This is a genomic window from Kribbella sp. NPDC056951, assembly GCF_042674205.1.
GTDB classification, from domain to species: Bacteria; Actinomycetota; Actinomycetes; order Propionibacteriales; family Kribbellaceae; genus Kribbella; species Kribbella yunnanensis.
Genome location: NZ_JBHUQZ010000004.1, coordinates 495,128 through 516,294 on the forward strand (window position 1 = coordinate 495,128; position 21,167 = coordinate 516,294).

A 21,167-nucleotide genomic window follows, 5' to 3' on the forward strand; every position below is an offset into this window, starting at 1 on the left:
GGTGGAGATCGAAGAGTACGGCTCGCAGTGGCGCGCGACGCTGCTGCGAGTCCACCGGGAGTCCGACTGCATCTTCCGGCTGACCCTGCTGGTCGACCCGAGTCGCGGTGCTGAGGGGATCGTGTTCACCGAGTTCTACGACTATGGGCCGCTTGGTAGCGACCCTGGGCGGGAGTACGGCTACAGCGTGCAGGCGCCGTACGCCGTACTCGACGTACTGGCCGATGCGTACTCGCCAGGGATCGCGGGGCCGGCGCGGGAGCGGCTGGCCGGCGGGTTGGCCTCGTTGGTCGCTGAGGGCGTGTTGGGTGACGGGCTGGCCTTGAAGGACAACCAGGCCAAGGTGCTCGCCGGGTTCCAGGCGGCTGGGGTGCCAGCGAAGCTGAGTACGTGGTTCTGGATGAATTCGGATTGATTTGAGCTGGTCTCCGGCATAATTCGGCGGCATGAGTGGTGGGACGGATCTGGGTGGGCTGCGGCGGATCAACGAACTGGCGATCCTGACCGCGGTTCGCGCGGGTGCCGACACGCTGACCGAGGTGGTGCGCGAGACCGGTCTGGCGCGGGCGTCGGTCGGTGAGGTCACGCGCGACCTCGTCGCCAGCGGCTGGCTGAGCGAGGCTGCGCCTGTTGTGCGCGGTCGCGGGCGGCCGGCGGTTCGATACGAGTACCGGGCCGCGGCGGGTGTGCTCATCGGCGCGGACATCGGTGCCTTCAACCTCCGAGTCGCGATCTCCGACCTGACCGGTCGTCCACTAGCCCACTCCCGCCGCTTCACCATCCCCGAGGTGCCAGCGCGACAACGCCTCAAGCTCCTGGACGCAGCAATCAACGACTGCCTCCGCGACACCAACCGCACCCGCGACGATATCTGGGGCGTAGTAGCCGGCAGCACCGGCCGAGTAGGCAACGGACGAGTGCTGTTGTCGGCCGCAATCCCAGACTGGACAGGCGTAGACCTAGCCGCCCACCTCCGCCAATCCCTCCCGAACGCCCTGGTCGCCGTAGACAACGACAGCCGCCTAGCCGCCCTAGCCGAACAAAAGCTTGGCGCGGGGCGGCCGGAGAGTTTGGTGTTGTTGCAGGCGGGGCGGCGGACTGGGCTTGGGTTGGTGGTGAATGGGCGTCCGCACGCTGGGTTTGGTGGGGTTGCGGGTGATCTCAGTCGGTTTCCTGCGCTGAAGTGGGAAGGCGCGATGGAGTACCTCCAGCTGAGCGGGGTGGCACCTGCTTCGGGCGCGACGTCGGATCCGGTGGCCGACACGTTGAATGCCGCGATCGAGGGGTCCCCCGCGGCACTGGCCGCGGTCCGGCGGTATATCCGGATGCTCGCGAACACCGCGGGTGCGGTGGTGTCGATCCTCGATCCTGAGGTGCTCGTCCTCGGCGGCTCACTTGCGGCGTACGGCGATCTGCTGCTCCCCCTGCTCGCTTCGGAGCTCGAACTGCTTTGCCTGCGGATGCCGCGGCTCGAAGCCTCCACCCTCGGCGCCGACTGCGCCGTGCTCGGCGCTCTCTGCGCGGCGGCTGAGCTTGTCGATGACGCACTCGTCGGCTCAGGACCGGGCCCGCTCCCGGCACACACTCGACCGAGGGTTTCGACCTGAGTCGAAGGCTGGTTGCCAGGAGGGCGGACTGGCCTTATATCTAAGGAGTCCGTCATAAATAAGGAGCTCCGATGTCCGACACCGCCCCGCGTCGCTCCCCTGCTACCAACCAACTGGTTGGTCGGCGGCAATTGCTCGGCTGGATGGGAGCAGGCGCAGTCGTCGCCAGCCTCCCCCTCTCGCAGACCGCATCCGCGGCCGGCCTGGGCACCACCGCGGCACCACTCACGATCTGGCTGCCCTCCCCCGCCGACAAGATCAAGCGCGACCGACCCTTCGGACCATCGACAGACACCATCCGGCTTCAAGCTGCCCGGAACGAGTACGAATCGGGCCAGGTGATCATCCGGACCACCAGTGGCACCACCAACGTCAGCGTCAGCGCGAGCGAGCTCACCGGACCGGGCGGCGCAAAGCTGACCGGGATCGAGGTCTTCGAGCAGCGCTACATCACCGTCGACCGACTCACACCAGGCGCGGGCGGATGGGGCCCCGGCACCTACCCCGACGCGCTCGTCCCGCTACCGCGCACCCGCCTCATCACGGCGAGCACCAACGCCAACCTGGGCATCTGGTTCACGGTGAACATCCCGAAGGGCGCACCCGCCGGCCACTACACCGGCGAACTCACCATCACCGGCGGGACCGCACCCGTCGTCGTACCGATCGATCTCGAGGTCTGGAACTTCGAACTCCCCGAGAAGTGGAGCACGGCGACCGCAGTGTCGATCTGGTACCAGCAGGTCGCCCGCGCGCACGACGTCCCGTACGGCGACGCCCGGCACGAGCCGTTGATGCGCAAGTACTACGAGTTCCAACTGAAGAACCGGCTGCTGTCCAGCGACATCCCGCTGCCGATGAAGCCCAAGGTCGGGGGCCGACCTGACCTGCTGACGCCCGGCCCGGGGCAGGACCCGGAGCCCGCCGAGTTCCTGGCCGGCGCCGATAAGTACCTGAACGACCCGCGCGTCGTCCGGTACCGCATCCCGCTCTACACGACCGGCGACAACGACAACGGCTTCCACACCGACGCGGACAAACTCCGGCAGGTGGTCGACGGCCTGCGCGCCAAGGGCATCCTCGACCGTGCCTACGGCTACTACGCCGACGAGCCGCTGAACGAGACGGCGTACACGAATGTGCGCAAGCTGTTCGACACGGTCCGCGCGATCGCCCCCGACCTGACGCACATCCTCACGCTGGAACACCTGCCCGAGCAGAAGCTGCTCGACTTCGTCCGCGCCTGGTGTTTCGTGATCACCGTCCCCAAGCCGGAGCTGCCCGGAATCGTTGCCCAGCTCAAGGAACGCGGCGATCTGGTCTGGTGGTACAACGCGGTCGGTCACCACTACCCACTGCCGGGCACCTTCATCGCCGACAGCGGAGTCGGGCACCGGGTGCTGCCATGGATCCAGCACGATCTGGGCGTTGAGGGCTACCTGCACTGGTCGAGCACGGTGTTCGGCCACTGGATCCACCCCCTGGGTTACGAGCCCGCCGATCGCTGGACCAACGCGTACGGGTTGGAGACCGCCCCCGGCGACGGCTTCCTGATGTACCCGGGCAACGCGGTCGGCATCGACGGTCCGGTCGGGACCGTCCGGCTGGAGTGGCTGCGCGAGGGCTTCGAGGACCTCGAGTACCTCGCCCTGTACGACCGGAAGGCCGATGCGCTCGCGGCGAGCTGGGGTGTGCCGAAACCTCAGCGTGGACTGGGTTCCTACCACGACATCCTGCACGGCGGCCAGACGCCGTACCGGGACGATCCGGCGCTGTTCCACAGGATCCGCGCGCAGGTCGGCGCCGAGATTGCCCAGCTGTTCGGTACGACGCCCGCCCTGGTCCGCGTCGACAAGCCGACGGCCGGTCACGTGGTGGTCGAGCTGATCACGCTCAAGGACGCCGCGGTCCGGATCGGCGGCGTCAGCAGCACGCCGGTCGCCGTCCAGGGACCGTCGGCGACCCATCGCGTCGTCCTCGACCTGCCGGCCGGTGAAGCCACGATCGAGCTTTCGGTTGCCGGAAGCAACTTCTCTCGCACGTTCCAGGTCGCACCGGTGGCGACTCCGCACGAGATCGTGATCAACTCGTTCGAGAGCCCGGCCGACGTGGCCCGCCTGGTCACTCAGGAGGCGAGCGCGACCTTCAGCGACCAGCACCCGACCACCGGCGGCAATTCGGCCAAGCTGGTCTTCAACGCGCGGACCGCCGATCCGCAGTGGTCCGGCGTCTACCTGTACACGCAGCGCGAAGGGCACCCTGAGCAGTCGATCGGCCGCAACGACTGGTCGCAGCTCGATGCGGTTGCCTTCGACATCTACAACGACTCCGACAACCTCGTCGTCATGTACTGCGACTTCCACGACCCCGTGAATCTGGACAGCGGCAACCCGTTCTATCTGGCACCACGCAAGCAGGAGCGGGTCGTCGTACCGCTGACCGGACTGATCAGCGACCTCCCGCGCATCACCTCCATCCACCTCCGCGTGGACCGTCGCGGGGACGAGCCGTTGACGGTGTACCTGGACAGCGTGCGGTTCCTGCGCAGCAAGACCGGCCTGCCGACACCGGGTACGTGGTCGCGGCAGGACTCCGACCGCCGAGTGACAGTCCAGACTGTCCGCCCGGACGGAGCGATCGCTTACGCGCAGGAGAACGGCACCAGCTGGGATGTCACGAGTGTCGCGGCCGGAGTCACCGGTGTAGTCGCCGGTGCGGTCGACACGGCCGCCCGGATGAACCTGCTCGGCGTGACGCCGACTGGTCAACTGCGGTGGAGTCGACTGGACGGCTCCTGGACACACACCTTGGTGGACTCCGGAACAACGCTGACCGGTACGCCGGCCGTCGTACTGGATGCTGCCGGCAAGCTGACGTACTTCGCGCGCACCACCGCCGGGAACCTGATCCGCGGCCGTCAGACTGCACCCGGGGCAACTACGTGGGTTTCGGCCTATGTCCTGGACCTAAGCGGCAACAGGGCCGCAGTCAGCGGGGACCCTGCCAGCGTGCAGGACCCGTCCGGCAAGCTGACGTACTTCGTGCGCGGCCACAACGGTGAGCTCCTGCACGGCTGGGAGCAAGCCCCTGGCAACGACCAGTGGGGCGTGGACGTCATCCGGCAAGGTGGGAACGGCGCTGTCGCACTCATCGAGGGACGCCCCGCAGTGTCACAAGAGATCTCCGGACGCCTCACCTTCCACGCCCGGACGGCATCAGGCGGCATCCTGCACGGCTGGCAGTCCACACCAGGCAACGGCCCGTGGCGGTACGACGGTCTGCCGGTGGACAGCACTGTCACCATCGCCGGGGATCCGGTCAGTGCGCTCGATGCCTCCGGCAAGCTGGTGTACTTCGCCCGCACCGCCGACAACCGCACCTTCCACGGCTGGCAGCGACACCCGGCCAGCGGTCCATGGGACAGCACGGTGATCGATACCGCTGGCATCGCAGCAGACGGCACCACGACGCAGTCCGCCGACGGCCGCCTGCACTACTTCGCCCGCCTCACCTCCGGCCGCCTCGGCCACTGGTGGCAGGACGCTCCCGGTATCGGTCCCTGGCACGGCGCTGACATCCAGGGGGCGTGACATGCCTGCGGCTAGTTGGTGACCGATGCGTGATGCCATGATGGCCCGATGGAACTGAAGCTGTCCGCGTCGTACGACGCCACGCCCGAGGAAGTGTTCGCAGTCGTCACGGACAAGACGTTCCGTGAGCAGGCCTGCGAGAAGACCAACGCGTTGTCGTACGACGTGCAGGTGACCGAGTCCGGCGGTGACACGATCGTCAAGGTGACCCGGGAGATGCCGTCGGACGACGTACCGGACATCGCCCGCAAGTTCGTCGGCCAGACGCTGACCGTCGTACAGACCGAGACCTGGCACGCCGCGGCCGCGGACGGGTCCCGGAAGGCCGACGTGGCCGGGGAGATCACCAACACCCCGGTCAGCCTCAAGGGCACCGCGGACATCACCTCGGGCGGCGCTCAGACCACCCAGGGCATCGTGCTGGACGTCAAGGTCGCCGTACCGCTGATCGGCAAGAAGATCGAGCCGTTCGTGGTCGACGCCATCCGCAAGGGTCTGGTCAAGGAGCACGAGCTCGGCCAGGACTGGACCAAGTAGAACCTTCGTGTGTCGCTGCCGGGTCAATCGATCCGGCAGTGGCACGCTGTGGAGTGAGTGCTCCCTGGAGGTGAGCCTGGATGCGGAAACTGCAGCTGTACGCCGACATCGCCCAGTACTGCGTGATCTGCGCGGGCACGATGCCGTTCGAGCGCGTCGACGCCGTTGATCACGACCACGACGAAACGACCGAGCTGATCTGCGTGGCCTGCGGGTACGCGCTGCTCGTGGACCCGCCACTGCAGGAGCTCGGCCGCTCCGCTTGAGTCCTAGACCGGCGGTCCGAAGAAGCAGACGACGCGCTTTGCGTGTGCTGGGTCGAGTGCGTTGGCCACCAGTTGGGCGACGGTCGGATCGAACGCCAACCCGACGTGACCGACTGGGTCGAGCGGGCAGGTGTCCTGCACGAACTTGTTGGCGACACCAGGCTCGCGGATGAACGACGTCTCGTGCGGGGTGACCAACGGGTCGAACCGGCTGGCGATCACCGTGTACTTGACGCCGGGCTGGGCAATCGGTCCTGCGGTTAGCTGGTCAACTGCTGAACCACCGACGATCAGCTGATCACACGCCGGGCAGCCGAAATCACGCAGTACCTGGTCCACCAGCGGCCGCAGGCCGAGGTAGTCGCCGACACTCACCAACCCGCCGAAAGTGGTCCCGTGCGTAGGCGGTGCGAGCGCGACCACCTTGCCCACGTGAGCGGCGTACCCACGGATCTTTGGGCCGTAGATGCTCTGGAAAGCGCCCTCGGAGTGGCCGACGATGTCGACCTTGGCGGCACCGGTCGACTGCCGGACCTGCTGGATGAAGGCGTCGATCTGCGCGGCCGACTCGGCGATCGGGATCGTGCCGCCGACCGGAATCGCCGGCGTCGCCTGGCCGTAGGTGAGCGTGAAGGTGCAGTAGCCCTTCGCGGCGAGGTAGGGCGCCAGGTAGGAGAAGTTGCCGGGGCCGTTGCCGCCCAGGCCGTGCAGGAGAACGACCGGGTTCGGGTGCGCGGAGGACGGCGTACAGGCGGCCGCGGAGGCGGGCGTCGTGGTAACCAGGGCGGTTGTCACCACGGCGCCGGACACCAGCGCGGCAAGGGTTCGTAGGAGGCGATTGGACATGGCGTGCTCCCCGTGACGTATCGTTCGGTGACCGGCGGGTAACCGAGAGTTGAGCACGTCTTCGGGTTCTTGACAAGAGCTCGTGTTCAAAACCAGGTCCGCTGGTTACAGAACCGGAAGCGGGGGTAACGTCCAGCGCATGAGTAGGACCATTCGGGGCTTGGACGCGGAGCAGCGGCGGGCCGAGCGGCGCGAGCAACTGCTCGACGCAGCGCTCAAACTGTTCGCGGCCAACGGCTACCTCGGTACGTCGATCGAGCAGATCTGCACGACGGCGTACATCGGGACCAAGAGCTTCTACGAGCTGTTCACGAGTCGCGAGGAGTGTTACGTCGCGGTGCTCCGCCGGACCTCGGACCGGCTCGAGGAGCGGATGGTGGAGGCCGCGCGGCAAGCCACCGGGAACGAGCGGCAGGAGGCGCCGCGGCTGCTCGCGACCTTCGTGCACGCGCTCGTCGACGACCCACAGATCACCCGGGTCACGTTCGGGATGGCGTCCGGGATCTCGGAGAGTGTCGAGCGCGAACGCCGTACCAACCGCCGTTGGGCGGCCGGCTTCCTCGAACAGCTCTGGGACGCGTACGACGGCCCGCCGGCCGAGGATCTGCGCGCGGTTCGGCACGGAGTGGCGATCGGCCTGGTCGGCGGCATGTTCGACCTGATCTCCGACTGGCTGCTGGACGCCGACCTCACCAACCAGCAACAAATCGAAGCCCTCATCGACGACCTCACCACCTTCTACATCACCGTCCGCCGCGGCCTCACCAAGTAGTTACTCGAAGACCAGCGTGCGGAGGGCGACGTGGCCTTCCTCGTCGATGACGTAGTGGGCGTGGCCCGCGTGGTCGACGGCAACGCCTTCGACGCGGCGGATGTCGCCGAACCGGTGCACGACCTTCGTGTTGGCCGGGCCGTCCTCGTCGAGGGTGAAGCGGATGTGCTCGGACTCCGCCACGGCACCTTCCGGATGATCGGCGAGCACGGTCGCGTTCTTGCCGATCGCGTCCAGGTCGCCGACGATCGCGTCGTACTCGCGTCCGTCGCGGGTGTCGAGCGCGCGGAAGCCCACCGGGGCCTCGGGTGAGCCAGCGTCGGGGATGACCCAGGCGCGGCCACAGCGCGGTACGGCGTCCGGGTCGGCGAAGAGCTCGTCGACGTTCTCGAGCTCGACGAGGATCGGATGGCCGTCGGCGGTGACCGGATAGCGCAGGCCGAGCAGCAACCTGCCGTCGGCGGTGAACTCGGCCGCCTCGATGTTGACCGGGTGGTCGGTCGCGTGCAGCGTGCCGTGCCAGCGCTTGCCCTTGAGCTCACCCGCGGCGATGGTCGCGTCGACGTACGCCGCTTGTCCGAGCGGGCCGAGCGGAATCAGGTCCAGGCCGGCCAGCGCGTCATTGATTGCCCGATGCAGACCGAAACGCATTCGGACCACCTCGAGCTCGGCCGGCGTAACGTCGTCCAATGCTCGGGCGATCTCGGCCTCGCTGACACGGGCGATCCAGGAACGCTTGGCGTTGAGCGGGCCGCGCTTCTTCCCGAACTGGGAACCGACCAGGTACACATAGCCGTCGCGGGAAGCGCAGGCCTCGGCATCCTCGGTCTTGCCGTTGTGGATACCGGCGTCGGCCGGGATGCGGACTGCCGTCCAGCCCTCATCGAGCGGCGCGCCGGCGGTGTGGGCGAGCAGGGCGATCGAGTTCTCCGCCGTTGCCTCGTCGAGCACCGTCACGAACGCCCGCTCCCACCCGCGCCGGGCCAGCTCGTCGGGGCCGAACACGCGGCACAGGTCGGACGCTTCGTTGGGGTCGAGGTGCAGATCGGTCTCATGCATATCTGGAAGACGCTCCGTCAGCCTCGGTCGATTCCGCTTTGCAGAGATCCCCGGGACATCCCTGAGGAACTCCAGGGTGTCCCGGGGCCTGCCTCAGCCCTGGTGCGGGTAGCGGTAGTCGGTCGGCGGGGCGAAGGTCTCCTTCATCGACCGCGGCGAGGCCCAGCGGATCAGGTTCCACATCGAGCCGGCCTTGTCGTTCGTACCGGAGGCGCGGGCGCCACCGAACGGCTGCTGGCCGACGACCGCACCGGTCGGCTTGTCGTTGACGTAGAAGTTGCCGGCCGCGAAGCGCAGGTAGTCCGCCGCCTCGGCCACCGCGTACCGGTCCTGGGCGATGACCGCGCCGGTCAGACCGTACGGCGCCGAATTCTCCATGCCCTTGAGCACCGACGAGTAGTCGGCGTCGTCGTACACGTGCACGCCGAGGATCGGACCGAAGTACTCGGTGGTGAAGATCTCGTCGGTCGGGTCGGCGGAGACCAGCAGCGTCGGCCGGACGAAGTACCCCTCCGAGTCGTCATAGGTGCCACCGGCAACGACCTGGATCGCGTCGGTCGCCGCGGCCCGGTCCAGCGCCGCCTTGTGCTTGGCGAAGGCCCGGTCGTCGATGACGGCACCGATGAAGTTCGACAGGTCGCTGACGTCACCCTGGGTCAGCGAGTCGGTCTCGGCGATGATGTCGTCCTTGATCTGGTTCCAGACCGAGCGCGGCACGTAGGAGCGGCTCGCGGCCGAGCATTTCTGCCCCTGGTACTCGAACGCACCGCGAACCATCGCGGTCTTCAGCACCGCCGGGTCGGCCGACGGGTGCGCGAGGATGAAGTCCTTGCCACCGGTCTCGCCGACCAGCCGCGGGTAGGTCTTGTACGACGCGATGTTCGTCCCGACCGTCGCCCACAGCGACTGGAACGTCTTCGTCGAACCGGTGAAGTGGATCCCGGCCAGGTCCGGGTGGGTCAGCGCAGCCTTGCTGACGTCGATGCCGTCACCGGTGACCAGGTTGATCACACCGGCCGGCAGCCCCGCGGCCTCGAACAGCCGCATCGTCCAATGCGCCGCGAACTGCTGCGTCGGCGACGCCTTCCACACCACGGTGTTACCCATCAACGCCGGCGCGGTCGGCAGGTTGCCGGCGATCGCGGTGAAGTTGAACGGCGTGATCGCGTAGACGAACCCCTCGAGCGGCCGGTAGTCGACCCGGTTCCAGATCCCCGGGCTCGAGATCGGCTGGTCGTTGATGATGTTGCGCGCGAACGCGACATTGAACCGCAGGAAGTCGATCAGCTCACAAGCCGCGTCGATCTCGGCCTGCTGCACCGTCTTCGACTGCCCCAGCATGGTCGCCGCATTCAGCGTGTCCCGCCACGGCCCGGCCAGCAGATCGGCCGCCTTCAGGAAGATCGCCGCCCGGTCGTCGAAGCTCAGCGCCCGCCAGCTCGGCGCGGCGGCCAGCGCCGCGTCCACCGCCGCCTTCCCGTCCGCCTCCGTAGCGTTGCCCAAAGTTCCAAGAACGTGGGCATGCTTGTGCGGCTGCACAACGTGGATGGGGGCCCCGCCGCCGAGCCTCTGCTCGCCACCGATCGTGCAAGTCAGGTCAATCGCACCCGCGGCGTTGAACTCCTTCAGCTTCGCCTCCAGACTCGCCCGCTCGCCTGATCCGGGCGCATAGCCCTTCACCGGCTCGTTCACAGGGGTCGGGACTGCAGTGACGGCATCCATGGGGTGCGGCGCTCCTCGGTCGGCTCTACTGGATCTCAGCTGGCGCTCTCATGGTGCCACGACCAACCCCGGACCACGAACCTGACAGGTACGTTCGACCACATGAGCGGAATAGGCCACTTCACAAACGCACAAGCCCAGGCGTCCTACCTGTCCTTGTACGACGCGACGATCGCAGCCATCCCCGGCTCCCCGACCGTCCACGACATACCAACCACCTTCGGCCAGGTCCGCGTCTACCGCTTCGGCTCCGCCACCGGAACGCCGTACGTGTTGTTGCACGGCCGCGGCGCCACCACCGCCATGTGGGAACCGAACCTGGCGGGGTTGGCCGCCTCCCGCACTGTCTACGCCCTCGACTCCCTAGGCGAACCCGGCCGAAGCATCCAAACCCTCCCCATCCGCACCTCCGCCGACCAAGCCGCCTGGCTAACCGAAGTCCTGGACGCGCTAGGCATCGACCGCGCCCACTTCGCCGGCGTCTCCGGAGGCGGCTGGCTCGTCTTCAACCAAGCCCTCCACACCCCCAACCGAGTAGCCACCGCCGCCCTAATCGAGCCCGCCCACGTCCTAGCCCGCTTCTCCCCAAAGTTCTTGCTGGGCGGCCTCTCCCTACTCCCGTTCCTCCCGGATTCCTTGGGCGACCGCTTCCTGGCCTGGGTCTCCGGCAACCCCGACATGACCCTCCCCATCTCCCAACTCCTAACCACCGGCATGCACACCTACCGCATGGCCCTCCCCATGCCCGAGTACGGCAACGACACCCTCCTCCGCAGCCTCCGCATGCCCGTCCTAGCCCTCCTAGGCGGCCGCACAGTCCCCCACAACCCCCACGAAGCAGCCCGCCGAGCCCAAATGCTCATCCCGAACAACGAAACCGAAATCTGGCCCGAAGCAACGCACGCGTTGTCGGGCGAATTCCCAGACCAACTAAACGCCCGCCTACTGAAGTTCGCCGAGCAGGCGGCGTAGACCCTCGCCCCTCGGCACCTCCACCGGGGTTCCGCAACACCGCCGGCGGGGTTGCGTCTGACCCGCAGCGTTGTGCAGTTGACCACCTCAAGAAAGCTCAGGCTAGGTCAAGCATTTCGGCTCGGAACCATGCCTGCTCGCGCAGCCAGTCCGCATAGCGGGCAAATATCTTTAGGTGACCGTCATCTTGCTGCCTTATCTCCAAGAACTCGTCAATCAGAGCAAGAAGCGCGTCAGTGTCACTCAGTTCGCGATAGCCACTCGACTCACCAGCGCTCGCCCGCACACGCTGAACCAAGCCCGGCCAACTCAGGTTATTGCCTCCATCGGTCTTGACGATAAGCCACTCGCGAAAACCCAGCAAGAATTCGCCGCGACTACCGACATCACATCCAAGGAAGAACGACTGAAGAGAACCGTAGGACTCATCCAATCCATACAGGATCGGCCTGGCACGGACATTTCTAATCAATTCTTTGTAATCCATTACATCAACCCTCAGAACGGGAACTCGCCAGACTCCAGATCTTTCCAGAGCTGCTTGTATTTATCAATCGGGACACCACGCCTGTCAGAGAACCCATCGTACACACGACCATTACGAACCACGACATCATGATGCCGCCATTGGGTCCATTCGTCGCGGTATCTACCTAGGGTCCCCTTCGGCCCGATTGGTGATTCGATTCGATGGATATCGCCACCGATGCGCCGCTGGATATCCCGTGCAACTTCTTCACACCCTGACGATCCGCAGATTTTTTCATCTGATTGCGGCTTCCATTTGGGCCCAAGATCACCATCGCCGTCGTCACCGGGTGGCTGGGCGGCTGCTCCGGAGTTACTTCCCGATCCGGCACCGCTCGAGCCACCGCCTCCCTTTGCGATGAGGTAGAGGATGCTGGTTCCGCCTAGGAGCCCGCCCCAGAATTCGGCTGGTGTTCCCCAGTTTGGGGCAGGCAGAGAGCCGCCACCACCACCGCGGAACCCGCCTCCACCGGATGCCACTGTGCCGCCACCGCCGTGCTCGACACCAATGGGGTCGCTGCCTGGGAGCATGCCCATGCTGAACCAGTTGTAGGAACCGGTAGTGCCTACGGTGCCGACTACGGAGCCGGTTTGGTTGAGGGTTTGCTGGTAGAGCGTGTCGGAGTAGTCGCCAGTTTCATCGGTCAGATCGTTCTGCGGTCCGACGACCGTGGTGGGCTGACCGACAGTTTGTGGGCACAGGTAGGCATTGCCGTTGGTGCAGAGAGGATTGCCGGGAGGAGCCTGGGGATTGGTCTTGGCGTCATGCTCGATCCTTTCGCGCTGCCTCTGCGCCAAGCATGCCGGTGTATTGCAGGGCTTTTTCGGCTTATGACCACCGCCGCCGCCCCCCTTGCCGCCGCCATCCCCATTGCCGCCACCTCCACCTCCACCGTCACCGTCGCCGCCGCCGCAGCTGGTTTCACCCTTGCCCTTGCCGTCGCATGTGCCGTCACACGTGCCGGTCTTCTTGCAGTCGTTGCCGGGCCCGGGGCCCTTATCTTCGTAGTGGCAGGTGTAGATCCACTGGTAGCCGTCTACGATCCACTTCTTCTCCCAGTTGCATACCTTCTTGAGTTCTCCGCCTTCTGGGTCGACTGCTCGGTGGCCGTCGGGGTCATTCATGGTGACGGGGTTGGCGGAGGCGTAGGCGTACAGGTTGGGGAGCGCTGATGAGACGCCAGCCGCATACGAAACCGTGTCTCGGGAGTTGAAGGTTCCCGTGCCGGGGTCGTACCAGCGGGCGCCTTGGTTTACGTCGCCGGAGCGGGGGTCGGTCCAGTCGCCTTGGTAGCCGATTCGGTACTTCAAGCCGGTGGCGTTGGTGGAGTTGCCGAAGGGGTCGAAGGTTCGGGTGTCGGGGAGGCCTGTGGAGAGGGTTGTGTCGGTGGGGTCGAAGCCGGCTATGGCGTCGCCGTGGCGGTCAGAGAGGACCAGGCGTTTGGTTGTTTCGTAGCCGATGGAGAGGAGTCCGTCGGAGGCGGAGCGGCCGAAGGACTGGGTGCCGTCGGTTACTACCTCGTCGGAGAAGCCGGCGTAGCGCATGCGGGCGGTGCCGGCTTGGACGGGGCGGTCCAGGGCGTCGTAGGTGAAGTCGCGGTCGGCCGTGCGGATCATGCGGTCGAAGGCGTCGAAGGTGAAGGCTTCGGTGGTGGTGGTTCCACCCTCGGTCGTCACCTTGGACAACAGCGCGCCTCGTGGCGAATAGGTGTACGTCGAGGTGCCGTCGTTCAGGAGGCGGTTGCGTTCGTCGTAGGTGGCGAGTTTGGTGCCTACCTTGGTGCGGTTGCTGGCGTTGTCCCAGCCGTATTGCGTGCTGGTGGTGCCCTTGGTCCAGGTGGTTAGGCGGCCTAGCTGGTCGTAGGTGTAGGTGTTGTCGCCTGCGCCGGCTACGCCGGTGGTCTTCTTCGAGGTGACGTTGTTGTCGGGGTCGTAGCCGTAGGTGATGGATGCGACCGATGTCGTACCGGCCTTCAGTACGTCGGAGTTCATCCGGCCGAAGGGGTCGTAGCCGATGGTGCGGATCCGCGCGGAGCCGTAGTCGATCGTGGACAGTTGACCGGCGGCGTTGTAGCCGAGGGTCTGCAGTGTCCGGGTGACTGGGTCGGTGGCGGTGGCTGGGCGACCATTCGTGTAGGTGAAGTCGGCGGTACCGGCGGCGTCGATGCGCTGGGTGAGCTGACCGTCGGGGTTGTAGCCGTGCGTTGAGGTGCCTGACGGGCCGTCGGCTCGGAGGAGCATGCCGCGGTCGTTGTAGTTGTAGGTATTGACGCCGTCGAGCGAACTCGTGGTCGCCACGCGGCCCACGAGGTCGTAGGTCAGGTCGCGGGTCGCAGTTGAAGCCTCGGCCCCGGTGCCTTCCTCCTTGGACAAGCGACCGGCTGCATCGAAGGTCCGGTTGCGTACGACACCTCCGGGCGACAGCAGCGAGACCGCGTTACCGGCGACGTCGTACGACGCAGTCCAGGTGCGGTCCGCGGCTGCCGGGTGGGTTGTCGTCGAGGGCTCGATGACCTTCTCGGGCAGGCCGAGTGTGTTGAGGGTGTAGACGGTCGAGTTGCCCCGGCCATCGGTGTAGCGGGTCCGGTTGCCGGCCGCGTCGTACCCATAGGAGATGTTGATCGAGTCGGTCGCGTTGACCGGGTCGACCTGAGCGGTGAGGCGCCTAAGAGCGTCATAGGTGTACGTCGTCGCGCGGTTCCCCGAGGCCGGTGTCGACGACTTCAGGTTCCCGTCGGCGTCGTAGGCGAGGATCGTCGTACCGAGCGCTGCATTCGAAGCGTTGAGCGTCTTCGAAGTGATCAGCTGACCGGCCTTGTCGTACGCAGCCACACTGCTGCGACCCAAGGCATCCGAGGTCCGGACTTGGCGGCCGGCGTAGTCGTAGCCGAACCGCGTGACCACGTTGTTCGGATCCGTCGACTGGATCAGCTGACCCAGCGTGTCGTAGGCACTGGTGGCTGAAGCACCGGAAGGCGCCTGCGCCTTCACCACGTTGTCCATGTCGTCGTAGGTCAGACGCGTCACGAAGTTCGCCGTGGACGGCTTCCGCTCGACGGCGGTCGAGGTGACGACACGGTCGAGGTCGTCGTACGTCAATCGAGTCACCGCGCCGAGCGCATCGGTCGTCGACTCGACATCACCGTTGGGCGTGTACGTCGACTTGCTGATCACGCGCTCGTCGTTCGTCGTGCCGGGGGCGTCGATCTGGACCCGCTGGTTCAGATGGTCGTAGGTGAATCGGGTCGCATTGCCACGCTCGTCGATCTGCTCCAGAAGGTTGCCCACCGCGTCATAGCGGAACGCAGTCTTCGGAGTCAGCGCCGATCCACCCGGAGGCGTGTAGGACGGTGCTGCGACCTCGATCTGACGGCCGAGCTTGTCGAACGAAGACTTCACGACGTTGCCGAGGGCATCCTTCGACGAGGTCGCCTGCCCGAAGGCGCCGTACCCGACTGTGGCGGTCGGCTGGACGTCAGCCGGCGATCCCCCGTTGGACTCGGCCTTCACCTTCGGTGCGACCGTCTTCACCAGCCGCCCGAGCTCGTCAAAGCTCGAGGTGGTCGTGAAGTCAGCCTTGACCGCACCAGAGACGTTGCCGCGAGGAGAGGTGCTGGAGGTCGCGAGCCCGCGCTGGTCATAGGTCCATGACGTCAGCAGGTTCCCGCTGGCGTTCTCGACGGTCTGCGACACCCGCCGGCCGGCCGCATCGAAGACGAACGAGGTCGCCTCGGTCACCGCAGTGGGCCCGGCAATGTCTGCGTTCGACCACTCGCCGGTCGTCTCCTGGCGGGTCACGTTGCCCGCGAGGTCGCGCGTGGATGTCGTCTTCCGCTTGAGACCGGCCGGGTCTGTGATCTCGATCGAGACCCGACCCACCTTGTCGATCGTGTAGGTCGTGGTCGACTTGCCGTTGTCGGTGATGGACTTGATCCGGTTTCCGGCGGCGTCGTAGGTGTTGTCCTCGAGTACGACGTCCCGCGTCGACCCGTCCGGGTCGTGGAACCCGAGCAGCTTCCGCTTCTGCAGCGAGTCGTCCGCGTTGTAGGAGTACGCAACCACGCGCCCCATTGCGTCGACCTCGGCGACCTTCCGGCCGGCGGTGTCGTACTGCGTCTTGGAACGGACCTTGTAGTCGACGCCCTCCCGCGGCTCGTCGGTCGGCGGGTTGTTCGGGTCGACCGGCTGGTTCATGTCCCAGACCTCGGTCGGCATGTTCAGATCAGTGAACTTGTACTCGAACCGGTTGCCGTTGGCATCTTCCGACCACGTCCGGTTGCCCGCTGCGTCGTACCCCTGCTGAGACTCGTTGCCATTGGCGTCAATCGCCCGCGAGATCCGGTTCCGGTCGTCGTACTCCATGGTGGAAACCCGCGGCTCGTCCGTCGTCTTCAGGTCCCGGGCGGTCGTCTTCAGCACGTTGCCGTCGTCGTCGTACTCCAGCTCGGCCTTCTGCTGGTGCTGCTCCCCTGTCACCGCGTCCGTGGTCACCGGACCGGTCACCGAGGTGATCCGCGACATCTTGTCGTACGTGTACGTCGAGGTGACCCCGGCCGGATACGTGTCCGACACCTGCGTCTCGGTCTTCTTCCGCCCGATCTCGTCGTAGGAGTAGTTCGTGACGAGACCCGACGGGGCCGTCAGCTTGGCCAATTGACCGTTGCCGTCGTATGCGTACTGGGTGTCGGAGTTCACGGTGCTGTTCACCTTGACCCGCACCAACTTCAGCAGTCCCGGCGGCATCGTCTTACCGTCAGGTCCGACCTCCGTCCCGCTGGTATAGGTGTACTCGGTCTGACCGCCGTCCGGCCGCTTCTCCAGCGCCACGTCGCCATTGACCGTGAGGATCTGTTCCCGCACGTAGGTGGTGTCGGTCGCGCTCGCCGAGCGCCCGTCGCGGAACTGGTACAGCTTGTCCCAGCGCGGATCGAGTGGCGGCCATGACGCGAGCGAGTGATAGGCGCTGTACTCCGTTCGGCAGTCCGTCCCACCGAGGCCGCGGCAGGTCTTCGTCGACGCGACGTTGCCGCGCGCGTCGTACGTCATCGAGACCTCGCCACCGGACTCGCTGGTGACCTTCGTCAACTGACCCGTCTTGTCATGGGTGTAGCTGCGAATTCCGTAGCCCTTGCCGTCTCCCCAGCTGGGTGTGCTCTCGGCATCCCACGGTTGACGCGTGGTCTCGCCCAGCGGCCGTCCGGTCCGCAGCAACCAGCCACCCAGGGCGTCGTACTCGTACATGTACGACGTCCGGCCGGGCCCGGTGACCTCGACAAGCCGGCGCATGTCCTTGTCGTTGGCGATGACCTCGGGGTCATCGATCGTCCAGTCGCCACCGTTCTGGTCGATGTACTTCTTCACCCGATCCTTCGCCGGGTTGTACTCGACCTCCGCGGTGGTGCGCCCACCGGCCGACGTGATCGACGTCAGCTGGTCCGCGGCGTTGCGACCCTGCTGGTAGTGAGTCTGGATCTCCTTGAACGTCAACGGGTGCGAGTAGATCGCGACCTCGTCGATCTGACCGTTGAACTTCGTCGCCGCCTGAGTGCCGTAGCCCGGCCAGGAACCCGGCGCCGCAGCCACCGCCGCACCGACCTGGTTCACCGGCATCCGGGAGTGGTCGACGATGCTCTGCGTCAGCGTCTGCTGAGCCACGCCATCCAGGTACAGGTTCTGCTTGCTCCCCATCGCACTCAGTACGACGTGGTGCCACTGGTTGTCGTTGACCGTGACGGTCGAGGTCATCGGTACGGCCGATCCGTGCCAGAACTGACCACGCAGCTTGCCGTCGCTCCCGACGTACAGGACCGGCATACCACCGGTCGTCGACGTACCGAGCTTGCCGACCTGGTATCCGAGGAGCGGTTGTCCCGTCGTACCGCCCGGGGTCTTGAACCACATCTCGATGGTCTCGTCACGGCTGCGAGTGGCAAGCCCGTTCGGCAGCCCAACGCTCGCCGTACCGTTGAACTTCACGGACTTGTCCGCGTCACCAACCCCTGCCAGCGGACTGTCCTGGCTGAACTCCACGCCCGCGTAGGTCCCGAAGTCGCCGGTGCCGGTGACATCGATCTCGTTCGTCGCGTCGTTGTCGCCGGCACCATCATCGGCAAGCCGGAAGTAGCCATCCGGCTTGGTGTCCAGGACAGCGCTCCGGTAGTGCGAGCCCGCCTGCGATCCGTACGTCGTGCACTTCTGCTCCGCGTTGCACGACTTCGTCAGCACGTCACCGGTGTACTCGTAGGTCCAGGTCAGCGGCGTACCGCCCACCGGCTGTGTGCTCACCGATGCGACGTGCTTGTTGTCGCTGGTCCAGGTGAAGGTCAGCTTCCGGCCGGCACCGTCCTGACTGGCCGCCGTTTCGAGCGTGCCGTTGGCGCGATAGCTCAGCGTCAGCGGCTTGCCCAGCGTCTTGTAGATCTTGCTCAGCCGGCCGGTCCCGGCAGCGAACTCGTACTTCATCCCAGCCGCGATCTGCAACGTCCAGGGACCGGTCGCCGACGTCGCAGTCAGGACGGTCTTCGTGCCACGTGGTGCAGCGAAGGTGCCGTCGGCGTTCTTGCCGAATCGGACCTGCCGACCGTCGGGATAGGTGACGAGCACGTTGTCGTTGTCTTCGGTCACCAGCCGCATGTCGTAGCGGCTCGACCAACCTGCACCGAATGCTCCATCACGCCGCGGGTCCAGGCTGTTGTAGGTCCGGGCCACGTTCAGCTCAGGACCGGCCACCGGTACGACGATGTCCAGCGCGGACGCGGTGTAGTTGCCGACCGCCGGGTCGTACGGCTTGTCCTGAGACTTCCCGTCGTTGTTGGCGATGTGCGACGTGATCGACGGCTGCGGGACATCGGTGAACAACGTGACTGCCGGGCCGGTCGTGACGGCACCGTCGTTGTCCTGCACCGAAACCTTCCACTGGTACTCACGGTTCCAGCCGAGCTTGCCCGCCGGGACGGCCCAGCCCTTCATCGTGCTGTACGCGCCACTGTCGAAGCAGCCGACCTGGGTGTTGGTGCCGACGACCTCACACACCGAGAACTTGTACTTCAGCGTCGACTCCGGCTGATCCGGATCGATACCGCCCGCCCACAGCGGCGGCGTCAGCGTGTACGCCTGCGCACCGTTCAGCGGCCAGACCTTCCCGACGTCGACCACCGGCGGGACGTTCTGCACCGTGATGAGCCGCGCGGCCGGGCGGACACCCCAGTCGGTGTACCAGCGCCGTACGGTCGTGTCCCGATGCACCATCGAGAACTCGATCTGATAGTCGACACCGGCCGGAGTGCCGGCGAGCCGGCCGACATTGACATCGAGATTGATCTTGCCGCCGTGCGGAACGCTCGTCGTGACCGGAGTCTGCAACTGGTTCACGCTCACGGCCTGACCGTTCTTGAAGACCCGGTAGCTCATGTAGTCGTCGCTGGGGATCCACGTGCGACCACCAAGGTTGGTGATCGTCATCGGGAACTTGCCGTCCTTGTCCTGCGTGACGTAGTCGGCCGGCTTCTGCGCCCGGAAAGCGTACGCCGCGTGGTACGGCGAGTGCGTGATCGCAAGCTTCGGCGGGTTGGCACCCCCGGTACCTACCAGCGTCTTCCAGGAGTACTTGTCCGCCCGCTGCCGGGCGAACAGCGCGAACCCGTAGTTCGAGATCCGGTCGTCGACGATCCCCTGCAGCCAGGAAAGTCCTGCAGCATTGAACGGGAGCGCGTCATACCGCGGGGCGCAGGCCGTCGTCGCGTTACTTCCCACATAGCCACGGGAGAAGCCCTTGGCGGCGAGAATCGAGCGGCCCGTCGCCGGTCCCGGGTACTTGATCTGGTCCAGCGGCGTTTCCCGCCAGTTCTGCGTGACGCCGTAGACATCGAGGTCGCGTGCCGCGCAGGTGTCAGCCTTGTAGTTGTACACCTCAAGCTGCGCGGCGACGATCGTGTCGTACATGAACGGCGCTCGCTCGAGGATCGGGAAGTCCAGCAACGTGGTGTACGCGTTCCATCCCGAGGTGGACGAGCAGTTCGCTCCACCCGCAGGCGGACGGCAACCGATCTGCAAGTCGCTCGCGCCGCTGATCGCGCCATTCAGTCCCGCACTCACAGCTCGCCCCGCCGTCGCGCGGTCGGTGGGGATCACCGTCGGGTCGATCCGCACCGGATATACCCGGGCCGGGTCGTCCAACCACGCGTCGTCCGCTGTCACCTTCAGCGTCTGGCGGCCGTTGACCGTGAGCAGCTCGTACGTCACGGCGTTCGAGGTAGCCCGCACCTGGGTCGTGTTGGAATCCTCCATCGTGCCCGCAGGGATGCGGGCACGCTCGATCCCGTCGACGTCCTTCAACACGATCTCGCGGCCTTGGAGCGCAGCGGTCAGGTTGCTGAGGCTCAGCGGGAACGTGTACGACCGCGCGGCAGCCGGCGAATTCAGGATCACCGTCTCTTTGATCCCGCGAGGTTGCGACACCAGCTCCAGGTCTGCGTTCGGCAGGAATCCGGGATAAATCACCGTGCTGCCCGACATCTGCCCTGCAACGGCGGACGCGCCAGAGACGCCCCAGCCGATGCTGCGCCCGTCGCCCAGGTCGATCCGCGCTACCGGGTCGGCGTCGGCGTGCGGCGCCATCCACGAGTACACCTCGGTGGAGATCGTCTCCCAGCCGCCCGGGTCCGCCGGCTGCAGGTTCGCATTGATCTGCGCCCAGGATCCGTCCGCCTTCTGGAAGTTCAGCGGTGCCACGGACGTCACGGTCGTCTCGGTGCTGTCGGCGTTCGTAAAGGTCTGCGTGAACCGATCACGCTTGCCGGGGACCTCGCGGCTGGTCTTCGCGTCGAATCCCTTGACCGGTGCCTGGTCCGACGGCAGCGCCTCGGCGGGCTTCGGGGCCGGCTGCTCGCTTGCGGCGTCCTCCGGCTTCGTCTCACCCACCGGGAATCTTGACCGCAGCGACGGCGGCTTCACCTTGTTCCCGCCCGGCACCGCGGCCGGCAGCTTCCCCGAGCCCAACTGCTGCTTCGGAGCCGACGCCTCGCCCTTGCCCGACATGGCAGCCGGCGGAACAGGCGGCACAGCCGCCGCGGCAACCGTCACCGGCGCGGCCGGACCGATTCCGGCCAGCGGCACCGCCAGCGCGGCAGCGATTGCCACCGCCTGCGCGATGCGGATCCGCCGCTTGCGGGCACGAGAAGACAACCGGGACATAGGCATGCGAAATCCCCCTGGGGCGTGGATGACCTGACCACAGACCCTGGAGTCCCCCGACTCCGCCAGCGCCGCC

12 protein-coding genes are annotated in these 21,167 nt (G+C 66.3%); 7 read left to right on the forward strand and 5 right to left on the reverse strand.

The window, feature by feature from the left end:
• Position 1 precedes the first annotated feature (1 nt).
• The 5 genes from ACFTSF_RS20420 (at position 2) to ACFTSF_RS20440 (ending at position 6,000) form a co-directional block, all read left to right on the forward strand.
• Complete coding sequence (locus ACFTSF_RS20420; RefSeq protein ID WP_380155216.1) at positions 2–415, forward strand: hypothetical protein; 414 nt, start codon at positions 2–4, stop codon at positions 413–415.
• Between the two features lie 31 nt (positions 416–446).
• The gene (locus ACFTSF_RS20425; protein ID WP_380155217.1) at positions 447–1,607 is read left to right on the forward strand and encodes an ROK family protein; all 1,161 of its coding nucleotides are present in this window, start codon (positions 447–449) and stop codon (positions 1,605–1,607) included.
• A gap of 71 nt (positions 1,608–1,678) precedes the next feature.
• Positions 1,679–5,197 carry a glycoside hydrolase domain-containing protein gene (locus ACFTSF_RS20430; RefSeq protein WP_380155218.1) on the forward strand — a complete coding sequence of 1,173 codons (3,519 nt, stop codon included), beginning with the start codon at positions 1,679–1,681 and terminating at the stop codon, positions 5,195–5,197.
• 48 nt (positions 5,198–5,245) lie between these two features.
• A complete protein-coding gene (locus ACFTSF_RS20435) occupies positions 5,246–5,734 on the forward strand; it encodes a DUF2505 domain-containing protein (protein WP_344157751.1) in 489 nt (162 codons plus the stop codon).
• An 80-nt stretch (positions 5,735–5,814) separates the two neighbouring features.
• Positions 5,815–6,000 (forward strand): hypothetical protein, encoded by a 186-nt coding sequence (locus ACFTSF_RS20440; RefSeq protein ID WP_380155219.1) that lies wholly within the window; start codon positions 5,815–5,817, stop codon positions 5,998–6,000.
• Positions 6,001–6,003: 3 nt separating this feature from the next.
• Here ACFTSF_RS20440 and ACFTSF_RS20445 read toward each other — a convergent pair whose 3' ends face one another.
• Positions 6,004–6,846 carry an esterase/lipase family protein gene (locus ACFTSF_RS20445; RefSeq protein WP_380155220.1) on the reverse strand — a complete coding sequence of 281 codons (843 nt, stop codon included), beginning with the start codon at positions 6,844–6,846 and terminating at the stop codon, positions 6,004–6,006.
• Between the two features lie 139 nt (positions 6,847–6,985).
• Between ACFTSF_RS20445 and ACFTSF_RS20450 the strand changes: the two genes are divergently transcribed.
• Positions 6,986–7,618 (forward strand): TetR/AcrR family transcriptional regulator, encoded by a 633-nt coding sequence (locus ACFTSF_RS20450; RefSeq protein WP_344157742.1) that lies wholly within the window; start codon positions 6,986–6,988, stop codon positions 7,616–7,618.
• Here the strand turns inward: ACFTSF_RS20450 and ACFTSF_RS20455 are convergent, their stop codons facing one another.
• Positions 7,619–8,677 carry a hypothetical protein gene (locus ACFTSF_RS20455; RefSeq protein ID WP_380155221.1) on the reverse strand — a complete coding sequence of 353 codons (1,059 nt, stop codon included), beginning with the start codon at positions 8,675–8,677 and terminating at the stop codon, positions 7,619–7,621.
• Between the two features lie 93 nt (positions 8,678–8,770).
• Entirely contained in the window at positions 8,771–10,399 is a 1,629-nt protein-coding gene (gene pruA / locus ACFTSF_RS20460; RefSeq protein WP_380155222.1) for an L-glutamate gamma-semialdehyde dehydrogenase, read from the reverse strand.
• A 102-nt stretch (positions 10,400–10,501) separates the two neighbouring features.
• On the opposite strand from pruA, the gene ACFTSF_RS20465 reads away from it, so the two are divergent.
• Positions 10,502–11,371 (forward strand): alpha/beta fold hydrolase, encoded by an 870-nt coding sequence (locus ACFTSF_RS20465; RefSeq protein WP_380155223.1) that lies wholly within the window; start codon positions 10,502–10,504, stop codon positions 11,369–11,371.
• Positions 11,372–11,468: 97 nt separating this feature from the next.
• Here the strand turns inward: ACFTSF_RS20465 and ACFTSF_RS20470 are convergent, their stop codons facing one another.
• Both ACFTSF_RS20470 and ACFTSF_RS20475 read right to left on the reverse strand, forming a co-directional pair.
• Positions 11,469–11,858, reverse strand: coding sequence for a hypothetical protein (locus tag ACFTSF_RS20470; RefSeq protein WP_380155224.1), 390 nt, complete (start codon positions 11,856–11,858; stop codon positions 11,469–11,471).
• An 11-nt stretch (positions 11,859–11,869) separates the two neighbouring features.
• Positions 11,870–21,097: a LamG-like jellyroll fold domain-containing protein gene (locus ACFTSF_RS20475; protein WP_380155225.1), complete on the reverse strand. Its 9,228-nt coding sequence runs from the start codon at positions 21,095–21,097 to the stop codon at positions 11,870–11,872.
• Between the last annotated feature and the right edge of the window lie 70 nt (positions 21,098–21,167).